The sequence below is a fragment of the Pseudomonas sp. R32 genome, assembly GCF_009866705.1.
Classification (GTDB): Bacteria; Pseudomonadota; Gammaproteobacteria; order Pseudomonadales; family Pseudomonadaceae; genus Aquipseudomonas; species Aquipseudomonas donghuensis.
Genome location: NZ_CP019396.1, coordinates 1,815,781 through 1,836,488, shown reverse-complemented (window position 1 = coordinate 1,836,488; position 20,708 = coordinate 1,815,781). Strand labels below are relative to the sequence as shown.

The 20,708-nt window shown below is 59.7% G+C and carries 19 protein-coding genes; 1 reads left to right on the top strand and 18 read right to left on the bottom strand.

Features of this window, described 5'->3' with window-relative positions:
* Positions 1 to 95: 95 nt before the first annotated feature.
* The 9 genes from sucD to sdhC all read right to left on the bottom strand — a co-directional run bounded on the left by sucD (position 96) and on the right by sdhC (position 11,443).
* Positions 96 to 980, bottom strand: a complete 885-nt coding sequence (sucD, locus tag PspR32_RS08380; RefSeq protein ID WP_038613108.1) for a succinate--CoA ligase subunit alpha — start codon at positions 978 to 980, stop codon at positions 96 to 98.
* Positions 980 to 2,146 carry an ADP-forming succinate--CoA ligase subunit beta gene (sucC, locus tag PspR32_RS08375; protein WP_010224674.1) on the bottom strand — a complete coding sequence of 389 codons (1,167 nt, stop codon included), beginning with the start codon at positions 2,144 to 2,146 and terminating at the stop codon, positions 980 to 982. Before sucC ends, sucD begins: the two co-directional genes overlap by 1 nt.
* Positions 2,147 to 2,321: 175 nt before the next feature.
* Entirely contained in the window at positions 2,322 to 3,758 is a 1,437-nt protein-coding gene (gene lpdA / locus PspR32_RS08370) for a dihydrolipoyl dehydrogenase (RefSeq protein WP_010224675.1), read from the bottom strand.
* A gap of 105 nt (positions 3,759 to 3,863) precedes the next feature.
* Entirely contained in the window at positions 3,864 to 5,081 is a 1,218-nt protein-coding gene (gene odhB, locus PspR32_RS08365) for a 2-oxoglutarate dehydrogenase complex dihydrolipoyllysine-residue succinyltransferase (protein WP_010224676.1), read from the bottom strand.
* Positions 5,082 to 5,123: 42 nt separating this feature from the next.
* The gene (locus PspR32_RS08360; protein ID WP_010224677.1) at positions 5,124 to 7,955 is read right to left on the bottom strand and encodes a 2-oxoglutarate dehydrogenase E1 component; all 2,832 of its coding nucleotides are present in this window, start codon (positions 7,953 to 7,955) and stop codon (positions 5,124 to 5,126) included.
* A 247-nt stretch (positions 7,956 to 8,202) separates the two neighbouring features.
* Positions 8,203 to 8,907: a succinate dehydrogenase iron-sulfur subunit gene (locus PspR32_RS08355; protein WP_010224678.1), complete on the bottom strand. Its 705-nt coding sequence runs from the start codon at positions 8,905 to 8,907 to the stop codon at positions 8,203 to 8,205.
* Positions 8,908 to 8,918: 11 nt separating this feature from the next.
* Entirely contained in the window at positions 8,919 to 10,691 is a 1,773-nt protein-coding gene (sdhA, locus tag PspR32_RS08350; RefSeq protein WP_010224679.1) for a succinate dehydrogenase flavoprotein subunit, read from the bottom strand.
* Between the two features lie 3 nt (positions 10,692 to 10,694).
* Positions 10,695 to 11,063: a succinate dehydrogenase, hydrophobic membrane anchor protein gene (sdhD, locus tag PspR32_RS08345; protein ID WP_010224681.1), complete on the bottom strand. Its 369-nt coding sequence runs from the start codon at positions 11,061 to 11,063 to the stop codon at positions 10,695 to 10,697.
* Complete coding sequence (sdhC, locus tag PspR32_RS08340) at positions 11,057 to 11,443, bottom strand: succinate dehydrogenase, cytochrome b556 subunit (protein WP_174242293.1); 387 nt, start codon at positions 11,441 to 11,443, stop codon at positions 11,057 to 11,059. Before sdhC ends, sdhD begins: the two co-directional genes overlap by 7 nt.
* A gap of 350 nt (positions 11,444 to 11,793) precedes the next feature.
* Here sdhC and gltA point away from each other — a divergent pair, with 350 nt between their 5' ends.
* Entirely contained in the window at positions 11,794 to 13,083 is a 1,290-nt protein-coding gene (gene gltA, locus PspR32_RS08335; RefSeq protein WP_010224685.1) for a citrate synthase, read from the top strand.
* Positions 13,084 to 13,263: 180 nt separating this feature from the next.
* On the opposite strand, the gene PspR32_RS08330 is transcribed toward gltA, so the two are convergent.
* From PspR32_RS08330 to PspR32_RS08290, 9 genes are all read right to left on the bottom strand, one after another.
* Positions 13,264 to 13,866, bottom strand: a complete 603-nt coding sequence (locus PspR32_RS08330) for an START domain-containing protein (protein WP_010224688.1) — start codon at positions 13,864 to 13,866, stop codon at positions 13,264 to 13,266.
* Positions 13,867 to 13,898: 32 nt separating this feature from the next.
* Entirely contained in the window at positions 13,899 to 14,153 is a 255-nt protein-coding gene (locus tag PspR32_RS08325; protein ID WP_010224690.1) for a YkgJ family cysteine cluster protein, read from the bottom strand.
* Positions 14,154 to 14,281: 128 nt separating this feature from the next.
* A complete protein-coding gene (locus PspR32_RS08320; RefSeq protein ID WP_442966997.1) occupies positions 14,282 to 14,599 on the bottom strand; it encodes a translation initiation factor 2 in 318 nt (105 codons plus the stop codon).
* A 217-nt stretch (positions 14,600 to 14,816) separates the two neighbouring features.
* Positions 14,817 to 16,262 carry an aminotransferase-like domain-containing protein gene (locus PspR32_RS08315; RefSeq protein ID WP_010224694.1) on the bottom strand — a complete coding sequence of 482 codons (1,446 nt, stop codon included), beginning with the start codon at positions 16,260 to 16,262 and terminating at the stop codon, positions 14,817 to 14,819.
* A gap of 214 nt (positions 16,263 to 16,476) precedes the next feature.
* Positions 16,477 to 17,286 (bottom strand): OmpA family protein, encoded by an 810-nt coding sequence (locus PspR32_RS08310; protein ID WP_036994404.1) that lies wholly within the window; start codon positions 17,284 to 17,286, stop codon positions 16,477 to 16,479.
* A complete protein-coding gene (locus PspR32_RS08305) occupies positions 17,283 to 17,636 on the bottom strand; it encodes a DUF4398 domain-containing protein (RefSeq protein ID WP_010224697.1) in 354 nt (117 codons plus the stop codon). Before PspR32_RS08305 ends, PspR32_RS08310 begins: the two co-directional genes overlap by 4 nt.
* A gap of 9 nt (positions 17,637 to 17,645) precedes the next feature.
* A complete protein-coding gene (locus tag PspR32_RS08300) occupies positions 17,646 to 18,470 on the bottom strand; it encodes a substrate-binding periplasmic protein (protein WP_050990025.1) in 825 nt (274 codons plus the stop codon).
* 115 nt (positions 18,471 to 18,585) lie between these two features.
* Positions 18,586 to 19,515: an electron transfer flavoprotein subunit alpha/FixB family protein gene (locus PspR32_RS08295; protein ID WP_010224701.1), complete on the bottom strand. Its 930-nt coding sequence runs from the start codon at positions 19,513 to 19,515 to the stop codon at positions 18,586 to 18,588.
* The gene (locus tag PspR32_RS08290; RefSeq protein ID WP_010224703.1) at positions 19,516 to 20,265 is read right to left on the bottom strand and encodes an electron transfer flavoprotein subunit beta/FixA family protein; all 750 of its coding nucleotides are present in this window, start codon (positions 20,263 to 20,265) and stop codon (positions 19,516 to 19,518) included. It abuts the gene before it with no gap.
* Between the last annotated feature and the right edge of the window lie 443 nt (positions 20,266 to 20,708).

Here is a 20,708-nt window from a genome sequence, read left to right as displayed (position 1 = left end):
ACCCTCTTGCAGCTTGAAGCTTGTCGCTTGAAGCTGCTGCCCAGTAAACAAAAAAGGCCACCCGAAGGTGGCCTTTCTTGTTTACTGGGCAGTGATTACTTCTTCACTTCCCAGCCAGTCAGCTCGGCCAGGGCCTTGCCGATGTCTGCCAGCGAACGCACGGTTTTCACACCAGCGTCCTGCAGCGCAGCGAATTTCTCGTCTGCAGTGCCTTTGCCGCCGGAGATGATGGCGCCAGCGTGGCCCATACGCTTGCCCGCAGGAGCGGTAACACCAGCGATGTAGGAAACCACAGGCTTGGTGACGTTGGCCTTGATGTAGGCAGCCGCTTCTTCTTCAGCCGAACCGCCGATCTCGCCGATCATGACGATCGCTTCGGTCTTCGGGTCTTCCTGGAACAGCTTCAGGATGTCGATGAAGTTGGAGCCCGGGATCGGGTCGCCACCGATACCGACGCAGGTGGACTGACCGAAACCGGCGTCAGTGGTCTGCTTGACCGCTTCGTAGGTCAGGGTGCCGGAACGCGAAACGATACCGACCTTGCCTGGCAAGTGGATGTGACCTGGCATGATGCCGATCTTGCACTCGCCCGGAGTGATGACGCCTGGGCAGTTAGGGCCGATCAGGGTAACACCCAGCTCGTCGCACTTGACCTTGGCATCGAGCATGTCCAGGGTAGGAATGCCTTCGGTGATGCAGACGATCAGCTTGATGCCGCCGAAGGCAGCTTCCAGGATCGAGTCCTTGCAGAAAGGAGCCGGAACGTAGATGACCGACGCGTCAGCGCCGGTAGCCGCTACGGCTTCTTTGACAGTGTTGAACACTGGCAGGCCCAGGTGGGTGGTGCCACCCTTGCCCGGGGTCACGCCGCCGACCATCTTGGTGCCGTAGGCGATGGCCTGTTCGGAGTGGAAAGTACCTTGCGAGCCGGTGAAGCCCTGGCAGATGACTTTGGTGTCTTTATTGATCAGGACGCTCATTACTTGCCCTCCGCAGCTTTGACAACTTGTTGAGCAGCGTCGGTCAGGCTGGTTGCAGCAATGATGTTCAAACCGCTTTCTGCCAGTACTTTAGCACCCAGTTCAGCGTTGTTGCCTTCCAGGCGAACAACAACCGGTACCTTGACGCCGACTTCTTTCACAGCGCCAATGATGCCTTCGGCAATCATGTCGCAGCGAACGATGCCGCCGAAGATGTTGACCAGAACGGCCGCGACATTGCTGTCGGACAGGATGATCTTGAAGGCTTCGGTAACGCGCTCTTTGGTAGCACCACCACCTACGTCGAGGAAGTTGGCTGGCTTGCCGCCGTGCAGGTTGACGATGTCCATGGTACCCATGGCCAGGCCGGCACCGTTGACCATGCAGCCGATGTTGCCTTCCAGGGCCACGTAGTTCAGCTCGAAGCTGGCAGCGTGGGCTTCACGAGGGTCGTCTTGCGACGGGTCGTGGAAGGTTTTCAGCTTAGGCTGACGGTACATGGCGTTAGCGTCGATGTTGATCTTGGCATCGAGGCAGTGCAGGTCGCCGTCGGCCTTGATGACCAGCGGGTTTACTTCCAGCAGGGCCAGGTCGTGTTCTTTGAACAATTTGGCCAGGCCTACGAAAATCTTGGCGAACTGAGCAACTTGCTTGCCTTCCAGACCCAGCTGGAACGCCAGTTCACGACCCTGGAATGGCTGAGCGCCAACCAGTGGATCGATAGTAGCCTTGATGATCTTCTCAGGAGTTTCGTGAGCGACTTTCTCGATGTCCACGCCACCTTCGGTGGAGGCCATGAACACGATACGACGGCTCGAACGGTCGACTACAGCGCCCAGGTACAGCTCTTTGGCGATGTCAGTGCAGGATTCGACCAGGATCTTGGTCACTGGCTGACCGTTGGCGTCGGTCTGGTAGGTCACCAGACGCTTGCCCAACCATTGCGCAGCGAACGCCTTGGCGTCTTCCTTGCTGCGAACCAGCTTGACGCCGCCCGCTTTACCGCGACCACCGGCGTGGACCTGGGCTTTGACAACCCACTCGGTGCCACCGATCTTGTCGCAGGCTTCTGCGGCAGCTTCAGGGGTGTCGACTGCGAAACCCTTGGAAACTGGCAGGCCGTATTCAGCGAACAGCTGCTTACCCTGATACTCGTGAAGATTCATGCTTTTTACCGTCTTCGTTAGGTACTGCGCTTCGGCGCTGCGCCCCAAAGGAGTGCCGCGCCACCTGTGACCACTTGCCCCCGGTATGCTCCGGGAGTTCGAGTCCGGCGGACTTTCCGCGGTGAGTCATGCACGCAAGACTCACGACGGGCCACCCGCCGTGGTTTCTTATTGTTTAACGCTTCTTACGGTTGGCAACGTGAATGGCACCGCCATTCACTGCCAGCGCGGCTTCATGCAGCGCTTCGGACAGGGTCGGATGGGAGAAAACCATCATGCCCAGATCTTCGGCGCTGGTGCCGAATTCCATTGCGATTGCACCCTGCTGCACCAATTCGGCAGCCGATGGGCCAATCACGTGTACACCCAGGACGCGGTCGGTCTTGGCATCGGCGATGACCTTGACGAAACCACCGGTGTCGTTGGCAGCCATCGCACGGCCGCTGGCCGCGAACGGGAAGGTGCCCACGTTAACCTCAACGCCTTCGGCCTTCAAGGTCTGTTCGGTTTTACCGACCCATGCGATTTCCGGGTGGGTGTAGATAACCGACGGGATCAGGTCGTAGTTCATCTGGGCTTTGTGGCCCTTGATGCGCTCGACAACCATGATGCCCTCTTCCGAGGCCTTGTGCGCCAGCATCATGCCACGAACCACGTCACCGATGGCGTAGACGCCCGGTACGCTGGTCGCGCAGTGATCGTCGACGAAGATGAAACCACGCTCGTCGATGGTCACGCCGCTGTCGGCAGCCAGCAGATCGGTGGTCACCGGACGACGGCCGACCGCAACGATCAGCTTGTCGAAGGTGATCTTCTGCTCGCCGTTGGCATCGGTGTAGGTCACTTCGACTTCAGCGCCATTGACCTTGGAGCCGGTCACGCGAGCGCCCAGCTTGATGTCCAGACCTTGCTTGGTCAGGGTTTTCAGCGCTTCCTTGGAGACAGCGGCGTCAGCGGCCATCAGGAAGGTGTCCAGGGCTTCCAGGACGGTGACTTGCGCACCCAGGCGAGCCCAGACCGAACCCAGCTCCAGACCGATCACACCAGCACCGATCACGCCCAGGCGCTTAGGTACGGCCTGGAATTCCAGGGCGCCGGTGGAGTCGACGATGACATTCTGGTCGACCGGAGCCGGTGGAATGTCGATCGGACGCGAACCGGAAGCCAGGATGACGTTTTCGGCTTCGATGATTTCGGTGGTGCCGTCAGCCTTGGTGACTTCGACCTTCTTGCCAGCCAGCAGCTTGCCGTGGCCCTGGATCGAGGTCACGCCGTTGGCCTTGAACAGGGTGGCAACACCGCCGGTCAGGTTCTTGACGATGCCGGCCTTGCGGCCAACCATCGCGGCGACGTCCATCTTCACTTCGCCAGTGGAGATACCATGGACGTTGAAGCTCTCTTTGGCTTCCTTGTATTTCCAGGAGCTGTCCAGCAGCGCCTTGGAAGGAATGCAACCCACGTTCAGGCAGGTACCGCCGAGGGCCAGCTTGCCTTCGCCGTCAGTGTACTTCTCGATACAGGCAGTGCTCAGACCGAGCTGCGCGGCCTTGATGGCAGCTACGTAGCCGCCAGGACCTGCGCCAATCACTACCACATCAAATTTTTGCGACATTCAGAAAATCCTCTTTAAAGCTGCAAGCGATAAGCTGCAAGCCACAAGTTCAAGCGCAAACCGTTCAGGCTTGCCGCTTGAAGCTTGCAGCTTGCAGCTGCTCAATCAGATATCCAGCAGCAGACGAGCCGGGTCTTCCAGCAGGTTCTTGATGGTCACCAGGAAGGTCACGGCTTCTTTACCGTCGATCAGACGGTGGTCGTAGGACAGTGCCAGGTACATCATCGGACGGATCACGACCTGACCGTTAACGGCCATAGGACGCTGGATGATGTTGTGCATGCCCAGAATCGCAGCCTGCGGCGGGTTGACGATCGGGGTCGACATCATCGAACCAAAGGTACCACCGTTGGTGATGGTGAAAGTACCACCGGTCATTTCGTCGATCGACAGTTTGCCGTCACGGGCTTTCTTGCCGAAGGTGGCGATGCCGTTCTCGATCTCAGCCAGGCTCATTTGCTCGGCGTTGCGCAGTACCGGTACCACCAGGCCGCGGTCGCTGGAAACGGCAACGCCGATGTCCGCATAACCGTGGTAGACGATGTCGGAACCGTCGATCGAGGCGTTGACGGCCGGGAAGCGTTTCAGCGCTTCGGTGGCCGCCTTGACGAAGAACGACATGAAGCCCAGGCGCACGCCGTTGTGGGTCTTCTCGAACAGGTCCTTGTACTTCGAACGCAGGGCCATGACTTCGGTCATGTCGACTTCGTTGAAGGTGGTCAGCATGGCCATGTTCGACTGTGCTTCTACCAGGCGCTTGGCCACGGTAGCGCGCACGCGAGTCATCGGCACGCGCTTCTCGGTACGATCGCCAGTGGCGACAACCGGGGCAGCAGCGGCGGCTGGCTTGGCGGCAGGAGCGGCAGCCGGAGCGGATTTCTTCGCTTCGATGGCAGCAACCACGTCTTCCTTGGTGATGCGACCGTCTTTGCCGGTGCCCTTGATGCTGTTCAGGGCAATGCCGTTTTCTTCGGCCAGCTTGCGGGCAGCCGGAGCGCCGATGGCGTCTTCGTCGCCAGCAGCGGCGGCGGCAGGAGCAGCGGCAGCAGGCGCGGCAGCAGCGGCAGGTGCTGCGCCAGCAACGCCACCTTCTACGATCGAGCCCAGGACTTCGTCGGACAGGACGGTGTCGCCCTCGCCCTTGACGATTGCACCCAGTACGCCGTCAGCGGTAGCCAGTACTTCCAGGACAACCTTGTCGGTTTCGATGTCGACGATCAGCTCGTCACGTTTGACGGCTTCGCCCGGTTGCTTGTGCCAGGTGGCAACGGTGCCATCGGCAACCGATTCCGGGAAAGTAGGGGCTTTGATCTCGATAGCCATTATCAGTGGTTCCTTAAATTCGGTTTCTGGTGCGCGATGGCATTAAACGGTGAAGGCATCTTGCAGCAGTTTTTCCTGCTGCTCGGCGTGCATCGAAGCGTAACCACAGGCAGGTGCTGCCGAAGCATCGCGACCGGCGTACTCGAGGACCAGGTCCTTGTTGTGACGGGTCAGGATACGACGCATGTGGTGCTGGCTGCTGTACCAGGCGCCCTGGTTCATCGGTTCTTCCTGACACCACACCACATCCTTGAGATTGGTGTACGGCGCGAGGATTTCGACCAGGTCGTCTTCAGGGAACGGATACAGCTGCTCGATACGCACGACGGCGATATCTTCGCGGCCTTCTGCACGGCGTTTTTCCAGCAGATCGTAGTAGACCTTGCCGCTGCACAGGACCAGGCGCGTGACTTTTTTCGGATCGAGGGTATCGATTTCCGGGATCACGGTCTGGAACGAGCCTTCGGCCAGTTCTTCCAGGGTCGAGATGGCCAGCTTGTGGCGCAGCAGCGACTTTGGTGTCAGCACGATCAGCGGCTTGCGCAGCGGACGGATGACCTGACGACGCAGCAGGTGGTAGATCTGAGCCGGGGTGGTCGGTACGCACACCTGGACGTTGTGCTCGGCGCACAGCTGCAGGTAACGTTCCAGACGTGCCGAGGAGTGCTCAGGCCCCTGCCCTTCATAACCGTGTGGCAGCAGCATGGTCAGACCGCACAGACGGCCCCACTTGTGCTCGCCGCTGGTGATGAACTGGTCGACAACCACCTGGGCACCGTTGGCGAAGTCGCCGAACTGGGCTTCCCAGATCACCAGCGCGTTTGGCTGGGTGGTCGAGTAACCGTATTCGAATGCCAGGACCGCTTCTTCGGACAGGAACGAATCGTACAGGTCGAAACGTGGCTGGCCTTCATAGAGGTTCTGCAACGGGATGTAGGTGCTGGCGTCCTTCTGGTTGTGCAACACCGCATGGCGGTGAGAGAAGGTGCCGCGGCCAATATCCTGGCCCGTCATGCGAATCGGGTGACCTTCGAACGCGAGGGTGGCGTAGGCCATGGTTTCGGCGTAGCCCCAGTTGATCGGCAAGCCACCGGCTTGCATCTTCTGGCGGTCTTCGTAGATCTTCGAAACCTGACGCTGAACCACGAAGCCTTCCGGCAGTTCCAGCAGCTTGGCCGACAGTTCCTGCAGGGTCTTCAGATCGAAGCGGGTGTCGTGACGCGCGGTCCAGGCGTGGCCCAGGTACGGACGCCAGTCAACGAACAGCTCCTTGTTCGGCTCTTTGACCAGGCTTTTTACGACGTGCAGGCCGTTGTCCAGCGCGTTGCGGTACTCGTCGACCTTGGCCTGGACGCGCTCGGCGTCAAGACGACCCGACTGGGTCAGGGCTTCGGCGTACAGCTCGCGGGTGGTGCGCTGCTTGGTGATCTGCTGGTACATCAGCGGCTGGGTGCCGTTCGGCTCGTCGGCCTCGTTGTGGCCGCGACGACGGTAGCAGACCAGGTCGATGACCACGTCACGCTTGAACTGCATGCGGTAATCAACCGCCAGCTGGGTCACGAACAGCACCGCTTCCGGATCATCACCGTTGACGTGCAGGATCGGCGCCTGAATCATCTTGGCGACGTCGGTGCAGTACTCGGTGGAACGCGAGTCCAGCGGGTTGCTGATGGTGAAACCAACCTGGTTGTTGATCACGATGTGCACGGTACCGCCGGTCTTGAAACCGCGGGTCTGCGACATCTGGAAGGTTTCCATGACCACGCCTTGACCGGCGAATGCCGCGTCACCGTGGATGGAAATCGGCAGTACCTTGTCGCCAACGGTGTCGTTGCGACGGTCCTGACGGGCACGTACCGAACCTTCAACCACTGGCGAGACGATTTCCAGGTGCGAAGGGTTGAACGCCATGGCCAGGTGAACTTCGCCACCGGCGGTCATCACGTTGGACGAGAAGCCCTGGTGGTATTTCACGTCACCGGAACCCAGCTCGACCTTCTTCTTGCCTTCGAACTCGTCGAACAGGTCGCGCGGGTTCTTGCCGAAGGTGTTGACCAGTACGTTCAGACGGCCACGGTGGGCCATGCCGATGACAACTTCCTTGGTGCCGTAGGAACCGGAGCGTTGAATCAGCTCGTCCAGCATCGGAATCAGGCTCTCGCCGCCTTCCAGGCCGAAACGCTTGGTGCCCGGGTATTTGGTACCCAGGTATTTTTCCAGACCCTCAGCGGCGGTGACGCGCTCGAGCAGGTGGCTCTGAATATCCGCGGAGAAGACTGGACGCCCACGTACGCTCTCCAGACGCTGCTGGAACCAGCTGCGCTGCTCGGAGTCGACGATGTGGGTGAATTCGGCGCCAATGGTGCGGCAATATGTCTGCTGCAAAGCGTCGAAGATTTCGCGTAGGCTCGCTTCCTCTTTGCCGATGAACAGGTCGCCGGCACGGAAGGTCGTATCAAGATCGGCATTGGTCAAGCCGTAATGATTGATCGACAGGTCTACTGGCGCAGGGCGCTGCCACAACCCCAGGGGGTCGAGCTTAGCAGCTTGGTGGCCGCGCATACGGTAGGCCTGGATCAGTCGCAGAACTTCAACCTGCTTCTTCTCGTGTTCACTGCTCACGCTGCCGGCGGAAACCGGTTGGGCGCGGCGCTGGTTCTTTGCCAGCAGTACGAAATGGTCGCGGATTGTAGAGTGCGATACATCGGTAGCGGTGCTGCCTTCGGCGGGCAACTTCTGGAAGTAAGTGCGCCACTCTTCTGGCACAGCGTTAGGGTCGTGCAGGTAAAGCTCGTAGAGCTCTTCCACATATGCAGCGTTACCACCTGAAAGGTGGGCGCTATCCCACATGCGCTGCATCACGCTTTCTTGCATGCTTGGTCACCCTCGGTTAGGGGACGGATCGGCAAGAGCCACAGCACGCCTGGAAAAAGTCCTAATGCAGCGACCCAACCAAGCCACCAAGGATCCTACAGATTTTCCGGGTACCAGCCCGGAAGCCCCTGCTGGTCTCATATCTTCATAGGTAAAAGCTTGGGCTTTGTGGGCCCCAGCTCGGGTTTCACCTTGGTGCGGGCAACGGCCCGCACCTTGGCGTACTACGGGTACAACACTTTTAAAATCAGGTACCGCTTTGCAGCAGCATGTTACGTACGTGACCGATGGCCTTGGTCGGGTTCAGACCTTTAGGGCAAACGTTCACGCAGTTCATGATGCCGCGGCAACGGAACACGCTGAACGGGTCATCCAGCGAAGCCAGACGCTCCTGGGTCTTGGTGTCACGGCTGTCGGCCAGGAAGCGATAGGCCTGCAGCAGTGCAGCTGGACCGAGGAACTTGTCCGGGTTCCACCAGAACGACGGGCAGGAAGTCGAGCAGCAAGCGCACAGGATGCACTCGTACAGACCGTCCAGCTTTTCACGCTCTTCCGGCGACTGCAGGCGCTCGATGGCCGGAGCCGGCGTGTCGTTCTGCAGGAATGGCTTCACCTTCTCGTACTGCTTGTAGAAGATGCTCATATCGACGACCAGGTCACGAATGACCGGCAATCCAGGCAAAGGGCGGACGATCAGCTTGTTGCGCTTGACCACGGCCGAAAGCGGCGTGATGCAGGCCAGACCGTTCTTGCCGTTGATGTTCATGCCATCGGAACCGCAAACACCCTCACGGCAGGAGCGACGATACGAGAAACCTTCGTCCTGCTCTTTGATCAGTGCCAATACATCGAGAACCATCAGGTCCTTGCCGCCGGTATCGACCTGGAACACCTGCATCTTGGGTGCCGAGTCGGTATCGGGGTTGTAACGATAAACTTCGACTTGCAACATTGTGGCCACCCTTAGTAAGTCCGGACTTTAGGCTCGAACGCCGGAACGGTTTTCGGCGCGAAGTTGACGGCGCGCTTGGCGACGCGCTTCTCACCCGGGAAGTACAGGGTGTGGCACAGCCAGTTTTCGTCGTCACGGTCTTCGAAGTCTTCACGGGCGTGCGCACCGCGGGACTCTTTACGGACTTCTGCAGCGATTGCAGTGGCTTCAGCGACTTCCAGCAGGTTCTGCAGCTCCAGCGCTTCGATACGCGCGGTGTTGAAGGCCTGGGACTTGTCGTTGATCTTGACGTTGGCGATACGCTCGCGCAGACCGGCCAATTGCTCGATACCCTTCTGCATGTATTCGCCAGTGCGGAATACACCGAAGTAGTTCTGCATGCAGCTCTGCAGCTCGCGACGCAGGGTAGCCACGTCTTCACCGGTGTTGCGCTCGTTGAGCTTGTTCAGGCGGCTCAGGGCAACATCGATGTCGGTGTCGCTGGCGTCGAGGTATTCGATACCGTCGCTCAGCGCTTTTTCCAGGTGCAGGCCGGCAGCACGACCGAAGACCACCAGGTCGAGCAGCGAGTTGCCGCCCAGGCGGTTGGCACCGTGAACCGATACGCACGCCACTTCACCTACCGCGAACAGACCCGGGATGATGTGATCAACGCCATCGGCGTCCTGGGTCATCGCCTGACCATGGATGTTGGTGGCAACGCCGCCCATCATGTAGTGGCAGGTTGGGACAACAGGAACCGGCGCGACCACAGGGTCGACGTGAGCGAAGGTCTTGGACAGTTCACAGATACCTGGCAGGCGGCTGTGCAGCACTTCTTCACCCAGGTGGTCAAGCTTGAGCATCACGTGGTCGCCGTTAGGGCCACAGCCGTTGCCGGCGATGATCTCTTTAACCATGGAACGGGCCACAACGTCACGACCAGCAAGGTCTTTGGCGTTAGGCGCGTAACGTTCCATGAAACGCTCGCCGTGCTTGTTGATCAGGTAACCGCCTTCACCACGGCAACCTTCAGTGACCAGTACACCAGCGCCGGCGATGCCGGTCGGGTGGAACTGCCACATCTCGATATCCTGGACCGGAACGCCTGCACGCAGGGCCATGCCGATACCGTCACCGGTGTTGATCAGGGCATTGGTGGTGGAGGAGTAGATACGGCCTGCACCGCCAGTCGCCAGAACGGTGGCCTTGGCTTTGATGTACAGGGTTTCGCCGGTTTCGATGCAGATTGCAATCACACCGACGAACGCGCCTTCCTGGTTCTTCACCAGGTCAACGGCGTAGTACTCGTTGAGGAAGGTGGTGCCTGCCTTCAAGTTGCCCTGGTACAAGGTGTGCAGCAGCGCGTGACCGGTACGGTCGGAAGCGGCGCAGGTACGGGCGGCCTGGCCACCTTTACCGAAGTCCTTGGACTGACCGCCGAACGGGCGCTGGTAGATACGGCCTTGTTCGGTACGCGAGAACGGCAGACCCATGTGGTCCAGCTCGAACACGGCAGCAGGGCCTTCCTGACACATGTATTCGATAGCGTCCTGGTCACCGATGTAGTCGGAACCCTTGACGGTATCGTACATGTGCCAGCGCCAATCATCGTTCGGGTCGGCCGAAGCGATGGCGCAGGTGATGCCACCCTGGGCCGATACAGTGTGCGAACGGGTCGGGAAGACCTTGGTGATCACGGCAGTCTTGTGACCGCCCTGGGCCAGCTGCAGCGCAGCGCGCATGCCGGCACCGCCGCCACCAATGATGATGGCGTCGAATGTAATCGTAGGAATGTTAGCCATGAATCAGATACCCCAGAGAATCTGCACACCCCAGACGAAGTACGCGAACATCGCGACACCACATACCGCCTGGAACAGGAAACGTACGGCAGTCGCCGACTTGCCCAGCGCCATCGGCGTCAGGTAGTCGGTGGCAATAGTCCACATGCCGACCCAGGCGTGAGCGCCCAGGGCTACAAGGGCCAGCAGACTGAAGATACGCATCGCGTTGTTGGAGAACAGAGCGTGCCACTGGGCAAACTCGATGCCCGGGTGCGCGATCAGGTATCCGATCAGGAAAATGAAATAAGCCGCGAGAACGACCGCAGAAACGCGCTGCGCCATCCAGTCATAGAGGCCCGAACGCGAGAGGTTCGTGACGTTGGTTACCATATCCAAACTCCTGCCAGCACAATCACCACCACGGAAACGGCGATGATAATTTTCGAGCCCAGTCGGCCGCCTTCCAGCGTTTCACCGATGCCCATGTCCATGATCAAGTGGCGCACACCGGCTACCAAGTGATACAGCAAGGCGGACAGGAGGCCCCATGCCACGAACTTGGCCAGCGGACTGGTCAAGCATGCCTTCACCTCGGCGAAACCTTCCTCCGAACCCAGGGATTTGCCCAATGCATAAAGCATGAAGCCAAGGCCCAGGAAGAGGATGATGCCGGAAACACGGTGAAGAAATGACGTAACGCCGGTAATGGGGAGTTTGATGGTCCTTAGGTCTAGGTTTACAGGTCGTTGGCTTTTCACGGCTTTTTTCACACTGAAGAGCCCCTAGCAAGCAGGGCAAAGTTGTTGGTAAGTGTACTGGTCAGGTACCCACCACCCAGGGAGTGACGACCCCAGCAACACGGGCTTGCAAGCCCCTGGCGGTCGGGGGCCGATTATAGACAGTTAGGCTACTAATGACAACGCAGACACCTAGCCCAAATAGCGCATTGCCTTTAATGAACAAAAGGCGTAAACGGGCGGTAATTTCGAGGAAAAACAGCGCCCAAAGCCCTTTACAACCGTGCTTTAGGCAAATTGACATTCGAATTTATCTCACTATAGTGGTGCGGGCCCTGCGTGGGGGGTCTGTCTGATGATTTCAAGCATTAATAGGAGGCCACATGGCTGACAAAAAAGCGCAGTTGGTCATCGAGGGCGCAGCCCCCGTCGAGCTGCCCATTTTAACCGGCACCGTTGGTCCCGATGTTATCGACGTTAGAGGGTTGGGGGCCACGGGTCACTTCACTTTCGACCCTGGTTTCATGGCGACCGCATCCTGCGAGTCGAAGATCACTTATATCGACGGCGACAAGGGTATCCTGCTGCATCGCGGCTATCCGATCGAACAGCTGGCCGAAAAATCCGACTACCTCGAGACCTGCTACCTACTGCTCAACGGCGAACTGCCGAATGCCGAGCAGAAGGCCCAGTTCGTCAGCACCGTGAAGAACCACACCATGGTGCACGAGCAGTTGAAGTCCTTCTTCAACGGCTTCCGCCGCGACGCTCACCCGATGGCCGTCATGTGCGGCGTGGTGGGTGCCCTGTCGGCGTTCTACCACGACTCGCTGGACATCAATAACCCGCAGCACCGCGAAATCTCCGCGGTCCGCCTGGTCGCCAAGATGCCGACCCTGGCGGCGATGGTGTACAAGTACTCCATGGGCCAGCCCATGATGTACCCGCGCAACGACCTGTCGTACGCGGAAAACTTCCTGCACATGATGTTCAACACCCCGTGCGAGATCAAACCGATCAGCCCGGTACTGGCCAAGGCAATGGACCGGATCTTCATCCTCCACGCCGACCACGAGCAGAACGCCTCGACCTCTACCGTCCGTCTGGCAGGCTCCTCCGGCGCCAACCCGTTCGCCTGTATCGCCGCCGGTATCGCTGCACTGTGGGGCCCTGCCCACGGCGGCGCCAACGAAGCGGTACTGACCATGCTCGATGAAATCGGCGATGTCTCGAACATCGACAAGTTCATCGCCAAGGCCAAGGACAAGAACGATCCGTTCAAGCTGATGGGCTTCGGTCACCGCGTTTACAAGAACCGCGACCCGCGCGCCACCGTGATGAAACAGACCTGCGACGAAGTCCTGCGCGAGCTGGGCATCAAGAACGACCCGCAGCTGGAACTGGCCATGCGCCTGGAAGAGATCGCCCTCACCGATCCTTACTTCATCGAGCGCTCGCTGTACCCGAACGTCGACTTCTACTCGGGGATCATCCTCAAGGCGATCGGCATTCCAACCAGCATGTTCACCGTGATCTTCGCCCTGGCGCGGACCGTCGGCTGGATTTCGCACTGGAAAGAAATGCTCTCCAGCCCGTACAAGATCGGCCGCCCTCGCCAGCTGTACACCGGCTACGAGTCGCGCGACATCGTCAAACTGGAAGACCGCAAGTAAGCCTTTGGGCCGAACACGAAAAAGGCTGCCTTCGGGCAGCCTTTTTTATTGGGGCCTGGGGGGGGGGGGGGGGGAACTCATCGCGGGTCAAGCCCGCTCCTACAGAACCTGTGGGAGCGGGCTTGACCCGCGATTATCTAACAGTTGACCAGCACCCCTCACCCACCACAACTGTACTGACTATTTCTCAGCCCTCTCCTTCAATGCCTTCAAGGTATTGAACGGCGCATCCACCACAAACTTGTTGGCCACCATTGACGGCACGCTACCGCCCGGTTCGGTGTGCACCTGGTAAGTTACCTCAGTGCCGCCATCTTTTGGCTGCAGCCTCCAGAAACCATCAACCTTGGCCACCCGCACGAAACCCTTCTCTTCCGGCAGGTATTTCGGCACACCTTCAAGCTTGCGGGTCAGGCTGCCATCGGCGGCCTCGGTAGTGGTGACATGCATGACCGAATCACGCGCAGTGACCGGCCACGGGGTATTGAACTGGGTGTAGGTCCAGCTCTGGTCGCCTTCGGTTTTCAGCAGCTTTTGCGACTTGCACTCATGGATCCAGGCACAGGCACCGACGACATCTTCCTGCAGGGCCCTGACCTTCGCCAGTGGTGCCTTGATAAAGGTGACGCCACGGTAGGCCTTGTAATCGGAACCGGCAACCTCGCTGAGCTCGACCTTGATCCCGTCCTCGTTCTTGGCCTGCTTCCAGTCCTCGGCATGGGCCAGCGGCACCAGTACCGCGCCAAGCCCCAACACCAGTGCCACTTGTTTAAACGATCCCATTCTCTTGTTCCTTATTGTCGAAGATCCGCGATTCAAGCTGCCGTCATTTGCTCCAGCCACCCCAGGATCCTGATTGCCTCGTCGCGGTCGTTGCCGCAGATTTCGGCCTCTGCCTTGAAACCGCCACACACCGCCGGACGCTCGGGTTTGCCGAACAAGCCACAGAGATTGGCAACCGACAGGTGCAAGCAGCGCTCGCCGGCTGGCTTGCCCTTGGGCATACCCGGTATCGGCGAGCTGATGGAGGGCGCGATGCAGCAGGCGCCACAACCTTCACGGCAGTTCATGACAACAGAATCCTCGGAGTAACAAATGATGAATGAACCCGGATAGTAACCGCTTAAACAGGCGTTTGAAATTACTGACGGGATGAAATATCAGCTGCACATGCGATGACCGAACAGTCAGTTTCGCCCTACTGCTTGAACTCGAACTCGATCGCCGCGCCCTCGACATCCTTGCGGCTTTCGTTTCGCAGCTGCAGCTGCATTTCGTTGCTGATCAGCCGGCCATTGAGCTGGAAGGGGCTGTCGGACGGAGGCTTTTCGCCGAACAGGTAGGGCAACAGCGGCTTGGGCAGCGGCGCATGTTCCTGGGTATCGGGCTTGAGCTCCTTGACCATGCCGGAGGGCAGGCTCAGGTCCAGCTTGGCCTTGGGCAATGGCTGTGGTGCCGCCTTGACGTTTTTGCGCGTGCTGCGCTGGGCGGCCTTGGTAGTCGCCTTCTTTCTCACCGGTGCCGCTTTCACCTGCTTTGGCTTGGCGGCAGGCTTGACGCTTTTCGTTGCAGGGGCCTTGCTCGCCGGTGCGGTTTCAGCCACTGCTACCGAGGTACAGGCCAATCCACCCAGCAAACACAGGGACAACCCGATACTACGCAACACTTTCATAGGCACCGACGACTATCCCTGAAAATGCTTATGCTCCCCGTTCCTGACACGACTGGCAAGTCTAGAAAAAAGCGCCCGAGGCAGATTCTTGGCATAACTGGCTGGCCAACATACCCAAGGTCATTACTGCCCGCTCCGCCTCACGGTTCCACGGGATGCCGCAGTTCAGGCGAATGCAGTGGTTGAACTGCTCGGTGTTACTGAAGATCAACCCCGGCGCAATACTGATGCCCTGCTGCAGCGCCCGTACATGCAACTCCTGGGTGTTGACCCGCCCCGGCAAGCTGACCCAGAGGATGAAGCCGCCGGTGGGCCGGGTCATCTGCGTACCTTCAGGAAAGTGCTGCTGCACCGCCAACTGATAAGCACTGAGATTCTTCCGATACTCCTGACGGATGTAGCGCAAATGCCGATCGTAGCCGCCGTTCTCCAGATAGGACGCCACCCCCATCTGGGTCACGCTGCAGGCCGAATGAGTGGTGAAGGTCTGCAAGCGCTGGATTTCCGCCTGGTACTTGCCGGCAACCATCCAGCCAATTCGCACCCCTGGCGACAGGGTCTTGGAGAAACTCGAGCAATAGATCACCCGCCCTAGCCGATCGAAGGCCTTGAGGGACTTGGTCTTGCCTTGCTCGAACATCAGCTCGCCGTAGATATCGTCCTCGACGATCTGAATATCGAAGTCCGAGGCCAGGCGCAGCAACTGCTTCTGCCGGTCTTCCGGGATGGTGCCGCCCAGCGGGTTGCTCAGGCGCGCGGTCAACACCAGCGCCTTGATCGACCACTGGTTGGCGGCCAGCTGCAAAGCCTCAAGACTGATGCCGGTGGACGGATCACTGGGAATTTCGATGACTTTCAGGCCGAGCAAATCGGCCAGTTGCAGCAAGCCGTAGTAAGTCGGCGATTCGGCGGCGATCAGGTCGCCCGGGCGGGTCAGCACCCGTAGCGACATCTGCAGGGCATCGACGCAGCCATGGGTGACCACTACTTCGCTGGGGTCGACCACCACACCGGCATCGCGCATGCGAATGGCGATCTGCCGACGCAGGGGCTCAAAGCCCGGGCTGAACATGTAGCTGAAGGCCCGTGGGCTATGAAAGCGGGTGACCTTGGCCAACTGCTGGTGCAGCGCCCGCACCGGCAGGTAATCGACATGGGGTACCGCCGCGCCAAAAGGGAACACCCCGTCGCGCCGAGCCTCGGTCAGCACCTGCTGGATGATGCTGCTGCGCGTGACCAGGCCGGGGCGCTCGACCCGGGCGATATCCGGCGTCTGCGCGGTCAGTGCCGGGGTCTGGTGCACATAGTAGCCGGACTGTGGCCGCGCGCGGATCAGGCCCTGGTCTTCGAGGTTGGCGTAAGCCTGGAGCACCGTGGCATGGCTGACATTGAGCTGCGAGCTCATCTTGCGCACCGACGGCACGCGCTCCCCTGGCTGATACACACCGCGGCGAATATCTTCGGCCAGTTGCTGGGCGATGCGCTGATAAAGCAGCAGGTTGGTCATGATCAGTTCTCGACACGCAGGCAATGTAGTTGTTTTTGTACGGCTGTTTTGAGCAAGAATACCGGAACAGTTGCGAAGTGTACTGGGACAGATTGCAGAATAGTCGACAATACAGTTGCGTGACAGAGGCTGGCGTGTGCCATTTTTCACAACCAGGCGATCGCCCATAAAAAAACCCGGAGCTGTGCGGCCTCCGGGTTTTTTCATCTATTACTCAGCGCGCCGCGCCAAGCTTGCCCTTCTCGTCGGAAAAGACGATCTCGACCCGACGGTTCTGCGCCCTGCCCCGCTCCGAGGCGTTAGCCTCGACCGGATACTGGTCGCCATAGCCTTCGACCTGGATGCGTTTTTCATCGACGCCCAGATCGATCAGCATATCTGCCACCGCCTGCGCCCGATCACGGGAGAGCTTGAGGTTGTCTTCCGGCGTACCGGTGCTGTCGGTGTAGCCCTCGATACGCACGACCCGCTTGGGGTTGAGCTGAAGGAATTGCACCAGCTTGAGCACGGTGCGGCTGGCCGAGTTCTTCAACTCCGCATGCCCGGTATCGAACAGCACGTCGCCCAAGGTCATGACCAGGCCGCGATCGCTCTGCTCGGTGGCCAGGCTGACAATCTGCGCCTCCAGCCACTTACCCTGCTGCTGCACGCTGGCAAGCTTGGCTTCGCGCAGGGCCAGCTGCAGGCGCTGACGCTCGAGCTCAAGCTTGGCCAGACGTTCCTGATTGAGCACCAGGTTGCTGTGCTCACGGGCGATGTCGCTGTAGCGCTGGCTCAAGTAAGCGTAATGACGCACATCGGCACCGGTGCCCAGATAACTGGACAGGCGCTCGGCACGGGCCAGGGATTCACCGGCACGAATCACGTCACGCGGCGCGCTGCGCAACACGTCGGAATCGTCCTTGACCGTCTGAAACTTGGCCGTAGCCTCATCCAGCGCCACCTCGCTGCGCTGGCTGGCACAACCCTGCAAGCCCACCACGCCGAGCAACAACAGTGCCACCAAAGGTTTGATCGAACTCACCGCTGCTCCCCCAACTGTTTACGCAGGCGATTGACCCGCGACTGCAGCAAGTCCAGCTGCTCCTTGCTCTTGACCGTCAGCACCCGCGCCTCGGCCAGACGCGCATCGAGCTCGGCCTGCTCGGCGCGCATGCGCGCGTCGCGATAGGATTCACTGGTCATGTTGGAACGAGCCCGGGCCAGTTTGTCTTCAGCCAGCTTCAGCTCGGCCACTTCATCGGTGGCACCGACCGCCTTGGCCTGCTCCAGCGCCTGCTCGGACAAGCGCAGCTGTTCATTGGGGGCCGGGTCATTGGCGCACCCGGCCAGGGCCAGCAACGCCAGAACGGCGAATAGTGAATGAGTTCTCACGCAATCTTCCTACTGTTTAGGGGCATCCAGCGGCGCCTGCATCTGCGCTTTCCAGCGTTCGACATTACGTTGCAGTACCGCCTGGGACACGCCGGAGGCCGGCAATTCTGTCAGTTTTTTTGCCAGTTGTCCGCGCAACCAAGCGTCATTGCACGCCGAATTATGCGACAGCGCCAGGTACAACCCCGGACGGTCCAGGGGCAAGCCGCGGGCAATCAACTCGTTGCTCATGCCCAGGGTCTGAGCCATGGCCATGCCGGCGTAGCGACCGGCCAGCACATAGTCGACCTGGCCGAGCAGCAGCTTCTGGAAGGCCTGGGTCAGGTTCTGTGCCGGCGCAAGCTGCAATTGACTCCTTGCATAGGCGGTAAATTCGGGTGTCATCCGCGCCTTTTCCGAGACGCTGCCCTGATGCTCATGCAAATCGGCCAGGGTGTTGTACACCAGCGTCGAATCGTGGCGGGTCCAGACTACATATTCATTGTTCAGCAACGCGGGGTGAACATAGTCGACCGTGGTCAGCTCGGCCACCGCGAAGGGTGAGTCGATCAGCAGGTCGACACGCCCGCTGCGCACCTCTTCCAGCGCCTGGCTGCGGCTGCCGCTGTCGAGGACTTCGACTTTGAGCCCCAACTCGCTGGCGACCTGCTTGAACAAATCAACGTTGGCACCCATCAAGTGCTTGGGATCTTGCGGGTCGCGCCACGAATAAGGCGGGGCATCGGGGCTGCCGGTGGCCACCAGCCGCTCGCACTTACCCACCGCCCAGGCTTGCAACGGCATCAACACCGCAGCGAACACAAGCGCCGTGTTTATCCGGCAACGCCTTCCCATGCAACGACTCCCTGATCTTTTTACCCCGAATGAAAAAGCCCGATCCGACGGGCTGTGCAAGGCAGGCCTGCACAGCCCGAACGGACCGGGCTCTTTTATAAGTGAAGCAGCTGGATTAAACCAGCTTCTCCAGCTCAGGGATGGCTTCGAACAGGTCAGCCACCAGGCCGTAGTCGGCCACCTGGAAGATCGGCGCTTCTTCGTCCTTGTTGATCGCAACGATCACTTTGGAGTCTTTCATGCCGGCCAGGTGTTGGATCGCGCCGGAGATACCGACGGCGATGTACAGCTGTGGTGCAACGATCTTGCCGGTCTGACCGACCTGCATGTCGTTGGGTACGAAACCTGCGTCGACCGCAGCGCGCGAAGCGCCAACGGCAGCGCCGAGCTTGTCGGCCAGGGCGTACAGGTGCTTGAAGTTGTCACCGTTCTGCATGCCGCGACCGCCGGAAACGACGATCTTGGCAGCGGTCAGCTCTGGACGGTCGGACTTGGCCAGCTCTTCGCCAACGAACGCCGACTTGCCCGCGTCGTGGGCAGCAGCGACGGCTTCAACGGCAGCCGAACCACCTTCGGCGGCAACGGCGTCAAAGCCGGTGGCACGTACGGTGATGACCTTGACGGCAGCGTTCGATTGCACGGTGGCAATGGCGTTACCGGCGTAGATCGGACGCTTGAAGGTGTCAGCCGATTCAACCGAGATGATCTCGGAGATCTGGTCGACGTCCAGCAGCGCGGCAACGCGCGGCAGGATGTTCTTGCCGTTGGAGGTGGCAGGTGCCAGCACGTGGCTATAGCCCTTGCCCAGCTCGGCGACCAGTGGCGCAACGTTCTCCGGCAGCTGGTGAGCGTAGGCGGCATTGTCGGCAACCAACACCTTGGCAACGCCGGCGATCTTGGCCGCAGCTTCAGCGACGCCAGCGACGTTTGCGCCTGCGACCAGCACGTGGATGTCACCACCGATCTTGGCGGCAGCAGCAACAGTGTTCAGGGTGGCCGGGGCAACGGCACCGTTTTCGTGTTCAGCGATAACCAGGATAGTCATTTAGATTACCTTCGCCTCGTTCTTCAGTTTCTCGACCAGTTCAGCAACCGACTTGACCTTGATGCCAGCGCTGCGAGCAGCCGGCGCTTCGACTTTCAGGGTCTTGTTGGTGGAGGCGGTGGAAACGCCCAGCGCGTCTGGAGTAACGGTTTCCAGCGGCTTCTTCTTGGCCTTCATGATGTTCGGCAGCGACGCGTAGCGCGGCTCGTTCAGGCGCAGGTCGGTGGTGACGATGGCTGGCAGGTTCAGCGCAACGGTCTGCAGGCCGCCGTCGATTTCACGGGTGACGTTGACCTTGTCGCCAGCGACTTCGACCTTGGAGGCGAAGGTGCCCTGGGCGTAACCGCTCAGTGCCGCCAGCATCTGGCCGGTCTGGTTGTTGTCGCTGTCGATGGCTTGCTTGCCAAGGATCACCAACTGCGGTTGCTCTTTGTCGACCACTGCCTTGAGCAGCTTGGCCACGGCCAGCGAAGTCAGCTCTTCAGCCGATTCGACCAGGATGGCGCGGTCGGCACCCAGTGCCAAGGCAGTACGCAGTTGCTCCTGAGCAGTGGCCGGGCCGACGGTAACGACGACGATCTCGCTCGCAACGCCCTTTTCTTTCAAGCGCACGGCTTCTTCTACGGCAATTTCGCAGAAGGGGTTCATGGACATCTTGACGTTAGCAAGGTCGACGCCGGAGTTGTCCGCCTTGACGCGAACCTTGACGTTATAGTCGACCACTCGTTTGACAGCTACAAGAACCTTCATGGATTCCTCGTTACTCTCCGGTGAAAAGAATGTCGCCTGGGACAAACCCGGCGATTGCGCGTGGGTACAAGGGCACCTCTAAAAACGATCACAGGTGGACGAATTTAACCCTGACCCAGCAGTCTCGATTCGGCCTGTCAGTTGCAAAACCCGTGGGTCATTATTTGTCGTGGCGTGTAAACTCCACTACAAAGCGGGTTGTGGCGTAACTACCCTGCTTTTCGCCTGGTTTTTAGGGGTGCTCCTGCATCCGGCGGTCAGCCTACGGCGAGCGCAAAACCGCTCGTATCTTGACCGTAACGCCCAATCCGGTCAATACGGCAAACCGGTCAGCTTCAAGCCGCGCTTCTTTGATTTTACTGGGCTGGGGCAAATTCAAACAAACGTTTGTATTGGACCCCGTGAGTGGTGTAGATATAATGCGCGGCCAAGAGAAAGCGGTG